The 15531-nt window shown below is 71.9% G+C and carries 13 protein-coding genes; 5 read left to right on the forward strand and 8 right to left on the reverse strand.

Annotated elements, in window-relative coordinates:
- Positions 1 to 26: 26 nt before the first annotated feature.
- From D6718_07520 to D6718_07550, 7 genes are all read right to left on the reverse strand, one after another.
- Positions 27 to 1295, reverse strand: a complete 1269-nt coding sequence (locus tag D6718_07520) for an ATP-grasp domain-containing protein (GenBank protein RMG45395.1) — start codon at positions 1293 to 1295, stop codon at positions 27 to 29.
- The gene (locus D6718_07525) at positions 1292 to 2209 is read right to left on the reverse strand and encodes a hydroxymethylglutaryl-CoA lyase (GenBank protein ID RMG45432.1); all 918 of its coding nucleotides are present in this window, start codon (positions 2207 to 2209) and stop codon (positions 1292 to 1294) included. The genes D6718_07520 and D6718_07525 overlap by 4 nt, the downstream gene beginning before the upstream one ends.
- 110 nt (positions 2210 to 2319) lie before the next feature.
- The gene (locus tag D6718_07530; protein RMG45396.1) at positions 2320 to 3657 is read right to left on the reverse strand and encodes an ABC transporter permease; all 1338 of its coding nucleotides are present in this window, start codon (positions 3655 to 3657) and stop codon (positions 2320 to 2322) included.
- A complete protein-coding gene (locus tag D6718_07535) occupies positions 3654 to 4565 on the reverse strand; it encodes an ATP-binding cassette domain-containing protein (protein ID RMG45397.1) in 912 nt (303 codons plus the stop codon). The genes D6718_07530 and D6718_07535 overlap by 4 nt, the downstream gene beginning before the upstream one ends.
- Positions 4552 to 5376: an RNA methyltransferase gene (locus D6718_07540; protein RMG45398.1), complete on the reverse strand. Its 825-nt coding sequence runs from the start codon at positions 5374 to 5376 to the stop codon at positions 4552 to 4554. The genes D6718_07535 and D6718_07540 overlap by 14 nt, the downstream gene beginning before the upstream one ends.
- Before the next feature lie 39 nt (positions 5377 to 5415).
- Positions 5416 to 7122: a DUF1957 domain-containing protein gene (locus tag D6718_07545; GenBank protein ID RMG45399.1), complete on the reverse strand. Its 1707-nt coding sequence runs from the start codon at positions 7120 to 7122 to the stop codon at positions 5416 to 5418.
- 623 nt (positions 7123 to 7745) lie between these two features.
- On the reverse strand, positions 7746 to 8780 hold the full coding sequence (locus D6718_07550) for a TlpA family protein disulfide reductase (GenBank protein ID RMG45400.1): 1035 nt from the start codon (positions 8778 to 8780) through the stop codon (positions 7746 to 7748).
- A 65-nt stretch (positions 8781 to 8845) separates the two neighbouring features.
- Here D6718_07550 and D6718_07555 point away from each other — a divergent pair, with 65 nt between their 5' ends.
- The 3 genes from D6718_07555 to D6718_07565 all read left to right on the forward strand — a co-directional run bounded on the left by D6718_07555 (position 8846) and on the right by D6718_07565 (position 11303).
- Entirely contained in the window at positions 8846 to 9814 is a 969-nt protein-coding gene (locus tag D6718_07555; protein ID RMG45401.1) for an RluA family pseudouridine synthase, read from the forward strand.
- A complete protein-coding gene (locus D6718_07560; protein RMG45402.1) occupies positions 9811 to 10467 on the forward strand; it encodes a LysM peptidoglycan-binding domain-containing protein in 657 nt (218 codons plus the stop codon). Before D6718_07555 ends, D6718_07560 begins: the two co-directional genes overlap by 4 nt.
- Positions 10468 to 10628: 161 nt before the next feature.
- Positions 10629 to 11303, forward strand: a complete 675-nt coding sequence (locus D6718_07565) for a response regulator (protein RMG45403.1) — start codon at positions 10629 to 10631, stop codon at positions 11301 to 11303.
- A gap of 21 nt (positions 11304 to 11324) precedes the next feature.
- On the opposite strand, the gene D6718_07570 is transcribed toward D6718_07565, so the two are convergent.
- Complete coding sequence (locus D6718_07570; protein ID RMG45404.1) at positions 11325 to 12158, reverse strand: tetratricopeptide repeat protein; 834 nt, start codon at positions 12156 to 12158, stop codon at positions 11325 to 11327.
- Between the two features lie 202 nt (positions 12159 to 12360).
- Here D6718_07570 and D6718_07575 point away from each other — a divergent pair, with 202 nt between their 5' ends.
- Entirely contained in the window at positions 12361 to 13374 is a 1014-nt protein-coding gene (locus D6718_07575) for a hypothetical protein (protein ID RMG45405.1), read from the forward strand.
- Between the two features lie 30 nt (positions 13375 to 13404).
- On the forward strand, positions 13405 to 15525 hold the full coding sequence (locus D6718_07580) for a S9 family peptidase (protein RMG45406.1): 2121 nt from the start codon (positions 13405 to 13407) through the stop codon (positions 15523 to 15525).
- The last annotated feature ends 6 nt before the right edge of the window (positions 15526 to 15531 follow it).

The raw sequence follows: 15531 nt of genomic DNA on the forward strand, positions 1-15531 counted from the left end.
CCTTGTCCGGGAACGGCGAGCGGTGATTATGGCATGCCGGCCGCTGCCTGTCCCCTGCGCAGCGGCTCGATCTCGAAGCGGAGGCAGGAGTGCGCCCTCTCGAGCGACCGCACCACGTCCGGCGGCGAGGCGCCCCGGGCGAACAGGAAGCCGAGGTAGCGGTCGCCTTCGGGAGGCGGTTCCAATTCCGCTCCCGGGGGCACGGTGATCCTCACTCCCTCGATCCCCGGTTCCAGGCGCGCCTTCGCCTCCCCCGTCCAGCCGCGCAGGATCCCGGGCGCGGGGATCGGGATCATCATCACCCCGCGGGCCCCCGGCTCCGGTTCGAAACCCTCGACGTCCATCCCCAGAGCGGAACGGATCACGAGCTCCTCCAGCGGGGTTCCCCCGGGACGGAACCGGACCACGCGGGAGCAAAGGCCGCCGATCGACCGCGGGGCGATCTCGATGACGTGGGGAAGGCCACCGACGATCCGCAACTCGGCGTGGACGTTCCCGGTGTGGAAACCGACCGCTCCCAGCGCCCGCTCGACCGCGAGCCGGCAGCCCTCCTGCGCTTCGGCCGTCAGGCCGGAGGGGAGCACGTAGATCGACTCCTCGAAGAAGGGCCCCTGCCCGGCCCGCGGTTTGTCGAACAGGGCGAGGGTTCGCAGCCGCCCGCGCCGGACCACGCCCTCGAGGGCCACTTCGGGTCCGTCGAGGTAGGACTCCACGAGCAGCGGCTGGCGGCCGGCGGACAGCTCAGCCCGGTTCAGAAGCGCCCGGATCCGGGAGACGGCCCGGACGAATCCGGCGGGATCGTCGGCGCGAACGACCCCTCGGCTGGCCGACAGGGCCACGGGCTTCACGACGACCGGAAAGGTCAAGCGCCGGGCGGCGCGGGCGGCATCCTCGCCCGGGGCCAGCAGCCGCCACCGCGCCGACGGGAGACCGGCCTCCGAAACCGCGCGCCGGAAGAGATGCTTGAATCTCAGCCGTCGCACCGCCTCGGCCGGGGCGTGCCGGAGGCCGAGGGCCGCCGCCGCCTCCGCGGCGAGCAGCACGCCGTCGTCGTCCGCGGCGAGCACACCGTCGATCCGGGTCCGCCGGGCGAAGGCGGCGATCTTCGCGACGGCGCGACGACTCTCGCCGAACGGCAGCACCAGATGACCCTGCGGATCGGCCGCCGCCAAAGCCTGTGGCCGGTCCGTTCCGACCGTCAGCGCCACACCGCAGCGGGCGGCAGCGGTGACGAACGCCTCCGCCTTGTACGTGCTCGTCGTCATCAACAGCAGGAGCCGGGGGCGATCGGTCATCGTTCTTCCTTGTCGTGCCGGCAGGACGCGCGCCGGAATCGGGCGTAGCGCGAGGCGGGCTGCAGCCCGAGCCGCTCCAGCCAGAGGGCGGTCTCGACGAGGGCGTCGAGGTCGACTTCCGTCGGCACCCCTTCCCCGTCGAGAAGCTGGACGAGGTCCTCGGTGGCGACGTTCCCCGCCGCGCCGGGAGCATAGGGGCAACCGCCGAGTCCGCCCACCGAGCCGTCGAGGATGCGAACGCCCTCCTCCAGCGCTATGTAGGCGTTGACGAGGCCGAGGCCGCGCGTGTCGTGCAGATGGAGGGCCACCCGTTCCGGTCCGAGGCGCTCGATCGCGAGTCTCGCCAGCCGGCGCACGGCGCGCGGGGTGCCGGCGCCGATCGTGTCGCCCAGGGAGACCTGGACCGCGCCGAGCTCGGCGAGCCGCTCCGCGAGGCCGATCACTTCCCCCTCGTCGATCGCTCCTTCGTAGGGGCATCCCAGGGCGGTGGAGACGTAGGCCCGGAGCGCGACCCCGGATTCCCTGCAGGCGCGGGCGATCCGCGCGATCTCGGCCATCGACTCCTCCCGGGAACGGTTGAGGTTCTTCCGGTTGTGCGTCTCGCTGGCCGACACGACGACGGCCACCCGCCGGACGCCCGCTTCGACGGCGAGCTCGTAGCCCTTCACGTTCGGGACCAGAGCCCAGAAGCGGACGCCCTCGCGCTCCCCGAGGAGTTCGGCGACCCGATCCGTCTCGGCCATCTGGGGCACCCACCGCGGATGGACGAAGCTTCCGATCTCGATGTCCCGGAGCCCGCAGGCCGCGAGCCGTTGCACGAGCTCGGCCCGCTGATCGGGAGACAGGAGCGTGGGCTCGTTCTGAAGGCCGTCGCGCGGGCCGACCTCGTACAGCGTGACGGTCCCGGGTGGCATTCGCCGCGGGGATCGGTTCTGGTTCGATCGGACCATGGCCGCCTCGGCGCGCGTGGCGGCGCGAGCCTATCGGAGAGCCGCCGAAACCCGCAACACCGGCCCCGAACGTGTCAGCCGAGCCGGGCTTGCCGCAGGATCTCTCGCAGCCGCGGGCGCGAGCCGCCCAGAAGGAGCCCGATGCGGAACAGTCGCGCGCCGAACCGGATCCCGAACCAGGTGCTGGCCGCCAGCAGTGCGAGGGAGCCCGCGATCTCCCACCAGCGCACGCCCTCCGGCTCGAGCGCGAGGCGCAGCAGCACCGTGATTCCCGAGCTGAACGGGAACCAGGTGAGCGCCCGTGCCACCGGCCCGTTGGGATCCGGAATCATGATGCCGAGAAACATCACCGGCAGCGCCACCAGCATCGTCCAGAGCATCGACCACTGCTGGCTCTCGCGCATCGTGCCCCCGAGGGATCCGGTGCCGAGCATCAGGCTTCCCAGCAGCGCGTATGTGGCCAGGAAGTAGGGCACGGCCAGGCCGGCCGCGGCCCAGGGCAGGCTCACCCCAGCCGCCGCGAGAGCACCGGCGAAGAGGACGCCGGCCAGGATCAGCAGTCCGAGCCAGACGGCGACCTGGAGCAGGGCCGCGGAACCGAGACCGACGAGCTTCCCCAGGAGGATCTCGTCGGGGTCGGCGCTGGCGAGAAGCACCTCGACCACGCGGTTTTCCTTTTCGAGGGCTGTGCCCTGGACGAGGTAACCGGCGCTGATCATCAGGGACACGAAGAGCATGATCGTGAACACGATCGGGACGAGGGTCGCCGCCGCCTTCCCCAGCCGACTGTACGGCTTGATCGCGCCCGACTCGTCCATCATGAGGCGCTCGGTCCGCACGACCGGCTGCTTCACCCTCTCGAGGATCTCCTCCTCCACCTTTCCCTCGAGAAGACGCCGGCGCACCAGCGAGGCGAACGCCGATCCGGCCTGCACCCTGTCCCCGAAGCCCGTCTCCCGCTGGACGAACCGAACCGCCCCCGTCTGCAGGTAATCGCTGCCCAGAACGTAGTAGGCGTCGATCCGGCCGTCCGCGAGGGCCTCTTTCGCCTCGTCCTCAGCGGCGGCAGGGGTGAACACGATCCGGCCCACCGCCAGCGCGGGCGCCCTGGGGTTCATCGACCGCGCCCGCTCGATCGCTTCCCGGACTTCCGGCGGCAGCTCCACGGCGGGCTCTTCGATCCGCGAGACCAGGCCGATCGCGCCCCCCTCGTCGACGACGGCCACCACACGCGGCCGCGACGCCCGGGCCTCCACTCTCTTGTTGACGAAGGCGCCGAGGCCCGCGATGAACCCGCCGTAGAGAATCACGAACACCGGCATTCCGAACGTCGCCACCAGGTAGCCGACCCGGCGAACCGTGGACAGGAACTCGAAGGAGGCCACCACCCCCGCCTTGCGCGGCCGGATCATCGCCCTTCCCCCCCGACGAGCGCGATGAAGATGTCCTCCATCGGCGCCAGGACACGTTCGTAGCGGTACACCTCCGCGCCTGTGGCCACGAGCTGTTGCAGGATCCGCGCCCCGTCGCCCGTGTCCCGCAGCCGGATCCTCCAGGTGTGGTCTCCCTCGGGACGGACCTCGGCGACCCCGTCCAGCGGCGGCAGTTCACCTTCGAGGGCGATCCGCACTTCCGGAGGCGAGTGGCGCCGGCGGATGTCGCCGACCTCCCCGTAGAGGACGAGACGACCGCGATGGATCATCGCCACCCGGTCGCACAACTCCTCGACCATGTTCATCTGGTGCGTCGACAGGATGGTGGTGGCGCCGCTGTCTTTCCGCTCGCGAATCAGATCCTTCACCAAGCGCACGTTCACCGGGTCCAGCCCGGAGAAGGGCTCGTCGAGGATCGCCACTTCGGGATCCGCCAGCAGCGCCGAGACGATCTGCACCTTCTGCGACATCCCCTTCGACAGCCGCTCGACCTTCCAGCCCGCGACCTCGGGCAAGCCGATCCGTTCCAACCAGCGGTGCGATCGACCGATCGCTTCCCTCCGGCTCAGCCCCTTCAACGCCGCGAAGTAGGTCAGGACGTCGAGGACCTTCTGCTTGACGTACAGGCCCCGCTCCTCCGGCAGGTAGCCGAAGCGGTCGAGGTACTTCCGCCGCATCGGCTCTCCCCGGTACAGGACCGTCCCGCGATCCGCGCGGATGATGTCCATCAGGATCCGGATGAGGGTCGTCTTCCCCGCCCCGTTCGGACCGAGCAGGCCCAGCACCTCACCACCGAAGACGTCGAACGAGACGTCGGCCACGGCCGGCGTGCCTCCGTAGCTCTTGGAGACGTCCCGGAACGAGATGACCGGCTCAGGAGTCGTCATCTGGCTTCCTGTGTTTGTCGAACAGGCCCGCGGGGGCCTCCGGCGGCCCGCCTTCCGGTATCCCCGCCACGCGCGCCACCCACTCCGTCTGGTGCAGCAGGGCCCGGATCACGCGGACGTCATACTCGGTGAGCAGCGCCCGGCCGAGCATCTGCCGCCACCGCCGCAGGATCGCGTCCGGGTTCTGCGCGTGCAGGTATCCGATCCGCGACCATACGCGGCGGGCATGCCGGAACATCTCTTCGACCTGCTCGACCGGTGCCGGTTCCACGGCGAGCGGTCGGGGCCCGGTTCCCAGATCGGCCCTGGCGCGGCGCGCGAGCACGTACCCCACGACGGCGACGGCGTGGGCGAGGTTCAGGGACGGGCCGGCCGGATCGGAGGGGATCCAGAGGAGCCGCTGGCAGCGATCGACTTCCGCCGTGGACAGCCCGTGCGCCTCGCGGCCGAAGAGGATCGCCGTCTCGTAGGGAGCTCGCCAGGGTTTCGTCTCGTCGAAGACCTCCTCGGGCGTGAGCCCGGGGCCGCGGCGCTTGCCCAGCCGGCGGGAGGTGCCGATCACCAGACGGCAGCCGGCGACCGCCTCGTCGAGCGTGGCGACCCTCTCGGCTCCGCGCAGGACGGGCTCCCCTTCCTCCCGGGCGTACCAGCGGGCCTCGTCCGCCTCGGGGTCGGCCCTCCCCCCCACCAGCACCAGCCGGGACAAGCCGAAGTTCCGCATGGCGCGCGCCACCTGGCCGAGGTTCCCGTGATACCTCGGCTCGACGAGCACGATGCGGATGCGCTGCAACTTGTCGACGAGGCTTTCCACCGCCGCTCCGCGCCGCCCCGCGGGCGGCCCGCCGACAGGTTACGCGAAATCGGCGAGGTCGAGGGAGGGGAACAGGCCGTCGCGCTCCTCGCAAAGTTCGAGAAACCGGCGATCGTCGCCCTCCAGGGCCACCCGTCCGAGCATCCCGTCCAGGCGGTTGAACCGCTGCACGTGCTCCGTGAAGCGGCGAGTGGCGTACTCGACCGCCGTCCCGGTGCTCATGAGGAACGGCCAGTCGCTCGCCTGCGCCAGCATCGCCTCCCGCACCGCCTGCCGGAGGATGCGCCCCTTCGCGGCATCGCCGGGATCGCGCTCCTCCAGGCGTGCGGCCAGCCGCTCGCCGATCCCGGTGAGGTGCGGCAGGCACCACTCGTTCGACTCGTCGAGCCAGACGGCGAGATGCCCGCCGGCCCCCCACGAACTCGGCTCGAGGTCGACGACCTGGAGCGCGCCGGCGCGGGCGAGCACGTCGCCCGGAGTGGCGGGGTCGAGATCGTCCGCCGCGGCGAGGCTCCGGAAGACACGCTCCAGGAACCAGGGACCCTCGAACCACCAGTGGCCGAACAGCTCCGCATCGTAGGGGCAGAACAGCACCGGAGGCCGGTCCATCCGGGAGGCCTGGTCCCGGGCCTGCTCCCGGCGCCTCGCCACGAAGTGATCGCCGTGCTCGAGGGCGCGGGCTCGCGCCGCGCGGGGATCGTAGGGTTCCTTGGCCTCGGTCTCGCCGGTGATCCGGTAGTACTTCAATCCCGTGAACATCCTCTGCCCCGAGGGATCGATGAAGGGCGCGATCTGCTCGAACGGGAGGTCCCACCCGACGTCGCGGTAGAACTCGCGGTAAACGGGGTCGCCGGGGTAGCCGCCGCGCGCCGACCACACCTCCCGCGCCGACGCCACGTCCCGGGCGAACACGGCCACGCCGTGCTCCGTCCAGCAGGGGGCGTAGATGCCGTAGCGCGGGGAGGGGCTCGCGCTCAGCAGGCCGTGGGCATCGACGGCGAACCAGCGCAGATCGGCCTCGGCGAGGTACCGGTCCAGCGGAGGGGCGTAGGCACACTCCGGAAGCCAGATGCCCCGGGGCCGGCGGCCGAAGATCCGCTCGTGCTCGCGGACGGCCGTGCGGATCTGACCGCGCGCCAGCTCCGGGCGATCCAGCAACGAGGGCAGGATCGGGTGCGTCGCGGCGCAGGTGGCCAGCTCGAGCAGCCCGGCGCGCTCGAGCCGGGCCAGTTCTCCGTTCAGGTCGCGCCCCAGCCGCTCGTAGAGGTCGAGCAGGCGCGTGAGACGCTTCCGGTAGAAGGCGACCACGTCCGAGAAGGCGCGGTCACCGCGGGTGCGCTCCTCCTCCTGCCGGCACAGCCGGAGCAGGCGCGCGCCGAACTCGGCCGTGCGACCGCGCAGCAGCGGATCCTCGAGCATCGCTGCGAGGGTGGGCGAGACGTCGACCGTGAGCCTCACCGGCACCCCGTCCCGCTCGAGCGCGCGCAGCGCCTCCACCAGCGGGAGGTAGCACTCGAACACCGCCTCGAACAGCCAGTGCTCTTCCAGGAAGAAAGGAAGTTCCGGGTGGCGCACCCACGGGAGGTGCGCGTGGAGGAGGACGACCAGCTCTCCGCGCTTCACGCCCCGCGTCCCGAGGGCCGGCCGGGGCCGCCCCAGGAGGAGCCCGGAGGTCCGCCGGCCCCCTCCTCGGGCGGGGCGGCGCCCGGCGCCCCGAGGGGACGCGGCCGGGAAACGCCTTCGCACCGCCCCGCCTGCGCCGCGATCTCCAATCGCTCGAGGAGCCGCGCCGCGGGGCGGTCGCCCCCGCGAGGCGGGGGCGCGTGGCCGGGGATCGCGGGCGGTTCGCCGCGGACCAGTGCCCGCCGGTCGAGATCGGGCGGCAAGGCGAGCGCCTCGGGCGTGCCGCCGCCCGAAGGCCGGTGCCGGGCCGCGCGGACGGGACAGGACCGGGCGATCGGGCCCGGCGGAAGCGCGGCTCCGTCGAGAACGAGCTCTCCCGTCCAGACCCCCCCTTCTCCGGGCACCTCGAGAGAAAGGATCCCTCCGCGGCGGCCCAGGCGCCGCCGGAGGCGGGGTTCACCGTGGCCGTCGCGGACGACGAGGAGGAGGTTCCGCCAGCCGTCCCGCTCCCCCGCCTGCACGGCGTCCGGATCGTTCACTTCCCAGACCACGAGCAGGGTGGAGGGGTCCCGCGCGAGCAGCCTGAGGTAGGTGAGCCGGTAGCCGGCCGGCGGGGGGCCGAGCGCCTCGGCCAGGACCGGAGCGTGCGGCCCCAGGTCGAAGCGCGCGGTCTCCGCCCGGAGTTGACCGTGCCCCTCCGCCGGGGGCTCCCCGCCGCGAGCTTCTCTCTCGCCGGACATCGCGCGTCAGCGGCTGGCGCCGGACCCCGCGCGAGTCCCTCCCAGCCAGGCCGACCAGTCTTCCGTCTCGCCGACCTGCACGGCGAGGATCTCGCCGTCCCCCGACACGAGGAACGACGTCGGGGTGCGGGTCACGAGGAGCGTCTTTCCGGCGGCGTTGCGGACGTCCAGCAGGTGTTTCCAGGGATAGGACTCGATCAGCGGAGCGGCCGCGCGGCGCAGCGCCTCGGCGTCGGCGCGGGCCACATCGACGACGACGAGATCGTCGGGACGGTGCTCTTCGTACCAGCGTCCGAGCACCGGAAGCGCCCGCTTGCAGTGGGGACAGATCGGAGACCAGTAGAAAAGCAGCAACCGCTTGCCGGGAACGAGGAAGTCGGTGAGCCGCCGCCAGGTGGAGCCGTCCAGCTCCGTGACCGCGACGCCCGGAAGCTTCGACCCGAGCAGCCGGTACGCCGGCTGGTACTCGAGGACACCGAGCGTGGGCACCGCCTTCCCCTTCGCAGCGAGCGCGAGCGCCTGCAGAATCGAAACGCCGTCCTTGTTGGCCTGCGAAATGTCGGAGCCGCCGACGAGCCGCAGAACGCCCCCGGCGTCGATGAGCGCGAACGAGGGAGCGCGGCGCACTCCGAGAACGACGGCCAGGTCGCCCCGGTCGATCACCGGCTCCACCGCCGACGCCAGCCCGAGCTCCTTCAGGCGCTCGGTCACCGACGATTCCGGCTGGCCGGCAGCCAGCACCGCGACCGGCAGGACGGCCGCCTCGGGAGCCGCCTCCCGGGCGCCCGCGATCGCGTCGGCGAGGGCCGCCTCGGAGACGGGATCGCCCGGACGCCAGTAGACGACGAGCACGGGCCGCACGCCGAGGTACCCGGCCAACGCCTTGCCGGCCGGTCCGGCCTCGCGTTCCAGGACGGCGGCCGGCACCGCCTCCCCAGGCCGGGTGACGGGACGCGGCCCGCCCTGGGCGAACGCGGCGAGGCACGAAAACCCGGCGAGCAGCGATACGAGGACGGCGCCGCGAATTGTCTTCTTCGTCATCGGGCGGCCATTATAGGGGCGGCTCAGCGCGGCCGCTCGGCCCCGCGCCCCGAGACCGACCGCCGATGGAACGCGAAACCGAAACCGGTGAAACCGTCGCCGCCCGTTTCAAGGTCGGTCCGGCCTTCGCCGGATGCCGGCTCGACCGGTTCCTGCAGCGCATGATCCCGAAGCTGTCGCGCACCCGTGTCCAGCGGGCGATCGCCACGCGCGTCGAGTTGTCGTGGGACGCGCCGGTGAAGCCGTCGACGCCCGTGCAAGTCGGCGGCACCGTATCGCTGCTCGATCCCGGCATCGAGGAAGAGGAGATCGCCTTCGATCCACCGGTTCTCTACGAAGACCGGGATATCCTCGCCATCGACAAGCCACCGGGACTGGTGGTGCACCCCACCCACAGCCACCGGCGGAACACCGTCATCAGTCTGCTGCGCCGCCGGCGGGGGGAGCCCCAGCTCACCCTCGCCCACCGCCTGGACGCGGAGACCAGCGGCGTGCTTCTCCTCGGGCGCCACCGGTGGGCCGCGCGGCGCCTCCAAACGGCGTTCGAGCGGGCGCGTGTTTCGAAGACCTACCTCGCCGTCGTCCGCGGAGCTCCGGCGGCCGACCGCTTTCGCATCGACCTTCCCCTGGGGACTTTCACCAGGGACGGCTTCATCTTCAGGCAGGGTCCGGAGGCGGAGCGAACGAAGAGCGCCCGGACCGAGGTGAGGGTCGTCCGGCGCCTTGCCGACCGGGCTCTCGTGGAGGTTCGCCCCGAGACGGGGCGGCGGCACCAGATCCGGGCTCACCTGGCCCTCGCCGGCCACCCGATCCTCGGCGACAAGCTCTACATGCTCCCCGACCGCGACTACCGCCGGCTCCTGCTGTACGGGAAGCTGCCCGAGGAAGCGGCGGCCCGCCTCGGCGCCGGCCGGCTGTTGCTCCACTCCTTCAGACTCGAGCTGGATCACCCGCGCGAGGGCGGCCGAATCTCGCTCGAAGCGCCGATGCCGTCCGACATGCGGGAAGCCCTGCGCGGGGAGCCTTCGGCGTGAAGCGGGCCGGCGCGATTCTGGCGGTCGCCCTGCTCGCCGCTTGCGGCGGACGGACTGCGGTCCGGCCGGCGGAGTCCGCCGCGGCCACGCGGGCCGCGCCGCTCCGCGTGCACATCGTCGCGCCCGGGGAGACGTTGTGGCGCATCGCGCGCCGCTACGGCGTCGACGTGGAGCGCCTCGCGGCCCTGAACGGGCTCGCCGATCCGAACCGGATCGTCGCGGGACAACGCCTCCTGCTTCCCCCGGAGGCGGCGCCGGCACCGGAGGCCGCTCCGGCCGCTCGCCCGAGGTGGAGGTGGCCGGTGCGGGGCCCGGTCAGCTCCCTCTTCGGGGCGCCGAGGGGCGGGAGCCGGCATCAGGGGATCGATATCCTCGTCCCGCCCGGCACGCCGGTCCGGGCCTCCGCGGCGGGCGTGGTGCGGTACGCCGGGCGCCGCCGCGGCTACGGCCTGCTGGTGGTCGTCGACCACGGGGAGGGGTTCACCACCTGGTACGGTCACAACAGCCGCATCACGGTCCGGGAGGGGGACGCCGTGGCCGCGGGGGCGCGTGTCGCCCTGAGCGGGGCCAGCGGCAATGCGTCGGCCCCCCATGTCCACTTCGAGGTGAGGCGGAACGGGAAGCCGCTGGATCCGCTCGCGCTCCTGCCCTGAGGGCCGCCCTTGCCGGCGCGCCGCCGCCGACCGAACGTTACCTTGCGAGGTCCCTCCCGGCCGGCGGTCGCGCGCGGTTCCCGCCTCCGGCGGGCGCGGTTCCCCGGCCGGGCAGCTCGGATCGCTCGACCCCGAGGGTCCCGAGAAGGGAGGCGAGTGTGGTGCCGGAGCCGCGGAAGGTCGAAATCCCTTGTCCTGCGTGCGGGCAAACGCACCAGGTGGAAGAGGAGCGTCTCCCCGACAGCGGTGAGCTTCCCTGCCCCGAGTGCGGGGGGACGATCGCTTTCGCCGCTCCCGCGTCCGCTCCGGCCGCGGCCCCGGCGGCGGCACCGGCGCCGGCCCCCCGCCGGCCGGCGCACGTGGACGACTGGGAAGACGAGGACACCCAGTCGGACGAGGTCGCCTGCCCCGCCTGCGGGCACCGGTTCGACCCGGACCGTGCGCGAGCCGGGCGTGCCACGGTCCTGGTCGTCGAGGACAAAGAGGTCTTCCTCGGCCTGGCTACCGACGCGCTCGGCCGCCGGTACAACGCCGTCCCCGCCCGCAGCGTCGCGGAGGCGAGGCAGGTTCTCGCGACCCGTCCGATCGACCTCGTCCTTCTCGACCTGAGCCTGCCGGACGGTGACGGCGTGGACGTGCTCCGCGCCCTCCCGCGCCAGGACATCCCGGTCCTTCTCTACACGAACGGAGACGAGGGCTCTCTGATGGGAGAGGAGTGGGACCGCCTTCGCGCCCTCGGCGTTCACGACGTGGTGCAGAAGGGCCTCAACATCGACGACGTGCTGCTGGCGAAGGCTGCCAATCTTCTCGGGGCGTCCGCCCCCGCCGGACACTGACGGCGGCAGCCCGGCGCGGCTTCAGGCCAGCCCGCGCTGCGCCAGCTCTTCCTCGTCGTAGCCGAGATAGTGGCCGATCTCGTAGCTGAGCGTGAGCCGCAGCTCCCGGATCAGCGTCTCCTCGTCGTGGCAGAAACGTTCGAGGTTTCGTTTGTAGATGTAGATCGTATCGGGCCGCCGCGGCTTCGCCTTGCCCCGCCTTTCGGGCAGCGGAACTCCCACGTAAAGCCCGTACAGGCATGGATCGAGCGGCGGATCGAAGTCGAGCAGATCGGACTCCCGCGGCAGGTCGCGCACGACGAAGCGGAGCTGGTCGGCCTTGCGGCGGGCGTCGGGCGGCAAGTGCCGCCGCGTCTCCGCGAGCGCCTCCGCGAGCGCCCTGGCGAAGGTTCCGCCGCCGAACCGCGTCGGCATCGGATAGGCCTCGGGGTCGATCTCGTGCGCGCGCCGGAAGCACTCTTCGGCGGCCCGGTACTCGCCGCGCCGCTCGACGCACAGCGCCATCCAGTAGCAGGCCTGGGGGTCGTCCGGGTCGAGAGCGAGGGCGCGCCCGAGCACCGCCTCGGCTTCGCCGAACCGGCACATCTCGAAATAGCACAGGCCGAGATCCGCGAGCGCGGGCACGTCGTCGGGCTCCGCCTCGAGGTTCTGCTCGAGCAGCCGGGCGGCCTCCTCGAATTCCCCCTGCTCGATCAGGGCCGACGCCAGAACCTGGCGCGCCCGCGAGGACTCCGGCCGGAGCATGAGGGCGCGGCGGCCGAGAGCCTCCGCCTCGCCGAACTGTTCCGCGTCGAGCGCATCCTGCGCCCGGCGGATCAACTCCTCGTGCCGTCTGGCGGCCCGGGGCTGGCCCATGGCGTCTCTCCCCCTCCCGGATCGGCTCCGGCCGACCCCGACCCCGCAGGAAGCCCCGGGCGGTCGCCCCGCGCCGGGCCGCGAGCGGGCCGGCCGACCCGGCTCTCCGGAACGCCCCTAAGATATCCGCTCCCGGCCGGTGCCGACCACAGCGGGGTGGCATCACGGGCGCCCCCGGCCGGGCGTGCGTAGAATCGGCGCCATGCTTCCCGAACCCAGGTCCCTCGCCGCCTCGCTCCTGGCCTTGGCCGCGGCGCTCCCCGCTTTCGGCGCCGGGGAACCCCCGGCCGAGCAGCTGCCCGCTCCCGGCACCCCCCTGCCCCCGGTGGCCCGCGCCGAGACCAACTTCAAGATCGGGGAGCGCTACCTCGAGAGCCTCCCCGACGGAACGGTGGTGCGGGTCGAGCGGACCGACGGCACCCGGCTCGAATACCGCCTCGAGGAGGGGCGCTGGAAGACCGAACTTCCCCCGGCGCGGCTGGAGCAGGACGGCTCGCGATTCGTCTCCCCGCTCGGCTACTCCGTGGCGATCACCCGGGTCCGCAACCGGGAGCGGGTGCGAATCACCGCTCCCAGCGGCGCCTACACCGACTTCTGGATCTCCGGCGACCGGCTGCTCGCCAGCGAGGGAGACGGCGGGCTGTGGTCTCTGTCCATCTCGCACGGAGGTGCGCTCCGGCTGCCGGACGCGACGCGGATCGACCTTCTCCCGCGAAAGGCGCGCTGGGAGGCGATCACGCTCGCGGGCCGGCGGTTCGCGCTGGATCTGCGCAGCGGCCGCTGGAGCGAGCTACCCGCCGTTCCGTCGGCGCCGCTGGTGCCCGACCTGAACGCGGCCTACGTGGCGGGGGACGGAGACGACTGGCGGAGGCCCGTCGCCGAGGAGCACGTCGCCTTCGCGTGGAACTGGTACCCCTACGGCCTGCCGGCTTCCCGGCTCGCCGCCGACCTCCGAGACCCGAAGAGGAAGCATGACCTGGACTTCTACTTCAACGGACTGCGGGAAGCTCAGCCGGGGCCGGAGGCGGCGGCCTATCTCTTCGCCCGCCGCTTCTGTCTGGGCGGCGGCGACAAGCTGACTTTCGACGTTCCGGGCCGCGAGCCATACACCGCGATGCTCCTGCCGGGGCCCATCGAACCCGATTTCTTTCTTCTGAAAATCGAGCGGCCGAAGACGCTGCCGGCCCCGCGGAGCATCCCCCAGGGACGGCGGTGACGCCGGCGCGGCCCGCGCGGAGGAAACCGGATGAGGCGGATCGGGATCTTGGCGGTTCTCGTGTGGGTGGGCGCATTCGGCCCCGCGACGGCGGCCGGGGCGGGCCTGACGCCCGAACAGGTGGCGCAGATCCGGGACGTCACCAGCGCCCGGATCTCGCCCGGCGGGGAGATCATCGCCTTCACGCTCGCGCGGCCGCGGCAGCCGGGGAAGGACGAAGACGGGCCCGCCTGGGTCGAGCTGCACGTGGTCAGGACCGACGGTACGGGGGCGAGGACCTTCGTGGGGGGCGATGTCTCCGTGTCGCACGTGCGCTTCAGCCCCGACGGCCGTCTCATCGCCTACCTGTCGAAGCGAGGGGACGACGAGCACACCGCGATCTGGGCGATCCCGGTCGACGGTGGAGAGTCCCGGAAGCTGGTCGAACACGAGACCGACATCACGAGCTTCGACTGGAGCCCCGACGGCACGCGAATCGCGTTCGTCGCGTCAGAGCCGCTCCCGGAGGAGATCGAAGAACAGCGGGACAAGGGATTCAACCAGGAGATCTACGAGGAGGACTGGCAGCCGCGCCGGATCTACCTGGCGCAGCTCGGGGACGGCGACGAGCCGGTGACCGAGGCGCGGAAGCTCGCTCTCGAGGGACAGCCCTGGCATGTCCGGTTCTCACCGGACGGTTCGAAGCTCCTCACCGATCTTTCACCGACTCCGCTGACCGACGATCGCTATATGTTCCGCCGGCTCGCCGTGGTCGACGCGGAGAGCGGGGAGGTCGTCGCGCGGATCGAGAATCCGGGGAAGCTGGGTCAGTTCGACTGGTCCCCGGACGGTAACACGATCGTGCTGGTCTCGGGGGTCGACATCAACGACCCGCGAGAGGGGCGGCTCATGGCCGTCGCCGCGTCGGGCGGAACGCCGCGGGACCTTCTCCCGGAGCTGCGCAATCGGGGTCACGTCGAAGCGTTTGCGTTCCGGGCCGACGGCGCGATTCTCTACCTCGCGAGCGTGGGCGTGGGCACCCGCGTCGGACTCGTGGGCCCCGGCTCCTCCGCGAACCGCATCCTCTACGAAGGGGACGGCGCCAACGGACCGGTCCTGTACTCGATCCACGCCGACCGCGCCGGACGCACGGTCGTGGCCGTGGGCGACAGTCCCCGTCACCCCCGCGAGCTGTTCGTTCTGCCGCCGTCGGCGCCCGACCGGCCGCAGAGGCTGACCGACAGCAACCCGTGGCTCTCGGAAGTCGAGCTGGCGCCGCAGGAGATCGTCACCTACACCGCCCGGGATGGCCTGGAACTCCAGGGGCTCCTGATCCACCCGCTCCGGCGCGAGGAAGGACGGACGGTTCCGCTGATCGTCGTGGCGCACGGAGGGCCCGAGTACCATTACCGAAACGGCTGGCTGACGCGCTACTCCTACCCGGGGCAGGTCGCCGCCGCCCGCGGCTACGCGGTTTTCTACCCGAACTACCGGGGAAGCACCGGCCGTGGTGTGGCCTTCGCGAAGGCCGACCAGGGAGACGGTGGGGGCAAGGAGTTCCTCGACGTCATCGACGGCATCGAGCACCTCGTCGCCCGCGGATTGGTCGACCGCGCCAAGGTCGGGATCACGGGAGGCTCGTACGGCGGTTACTTCACCGCGCTCGGCGCCACGAAGTTCAGCGACCATTTCGCGGCGGGGGTGATGTTCGTCGGGATCTCGGACCAGCTTTCCAAGTTCGGGACGTCGGACATCCCCCGCGAGATGGAACTCGTCCACTGGCTCGCCCATCCGTTCGACAATCTGGAGCTCTTCCTCGACCGGAGCCCCGTGATGCATGCGGCCAAGGCGCACACACCGCTGCTGATCCTGCACGGAAAGGAAGACCCGCGTGTCAATCCCGGCCAGTCTCACGAGCTCTACCGGGCGTTGAAGCGCAAGGGAGACGTCCCTGTGCGGCTGGTGCTGTACCCCGGGGAGGGTCATGGCAATCGCAGGGCTGCGTCACGCTACGACTACAACCTGCGGATGCTGCGCTGGTTCGATCACTTCCTCAAGGGAGGCGGTCGGGAACTGCCCGACTGGCGGATCGAGTATCCCCTCCTCGAAGAAGAAGAGGAGGGGGATGCGGAGGCGAAGGCCGCGGGGGCGGCGCCCGCCTCCGCTTCCTGAACGGGG

The sequence above is a fragment of the Acidobacteriota bacterium genome (genome assembly GCA_003696075.1).
GTDB lineage: Bacteria > Acidobacteriota > Polarisedimenticolia > J045 > J045 > J045.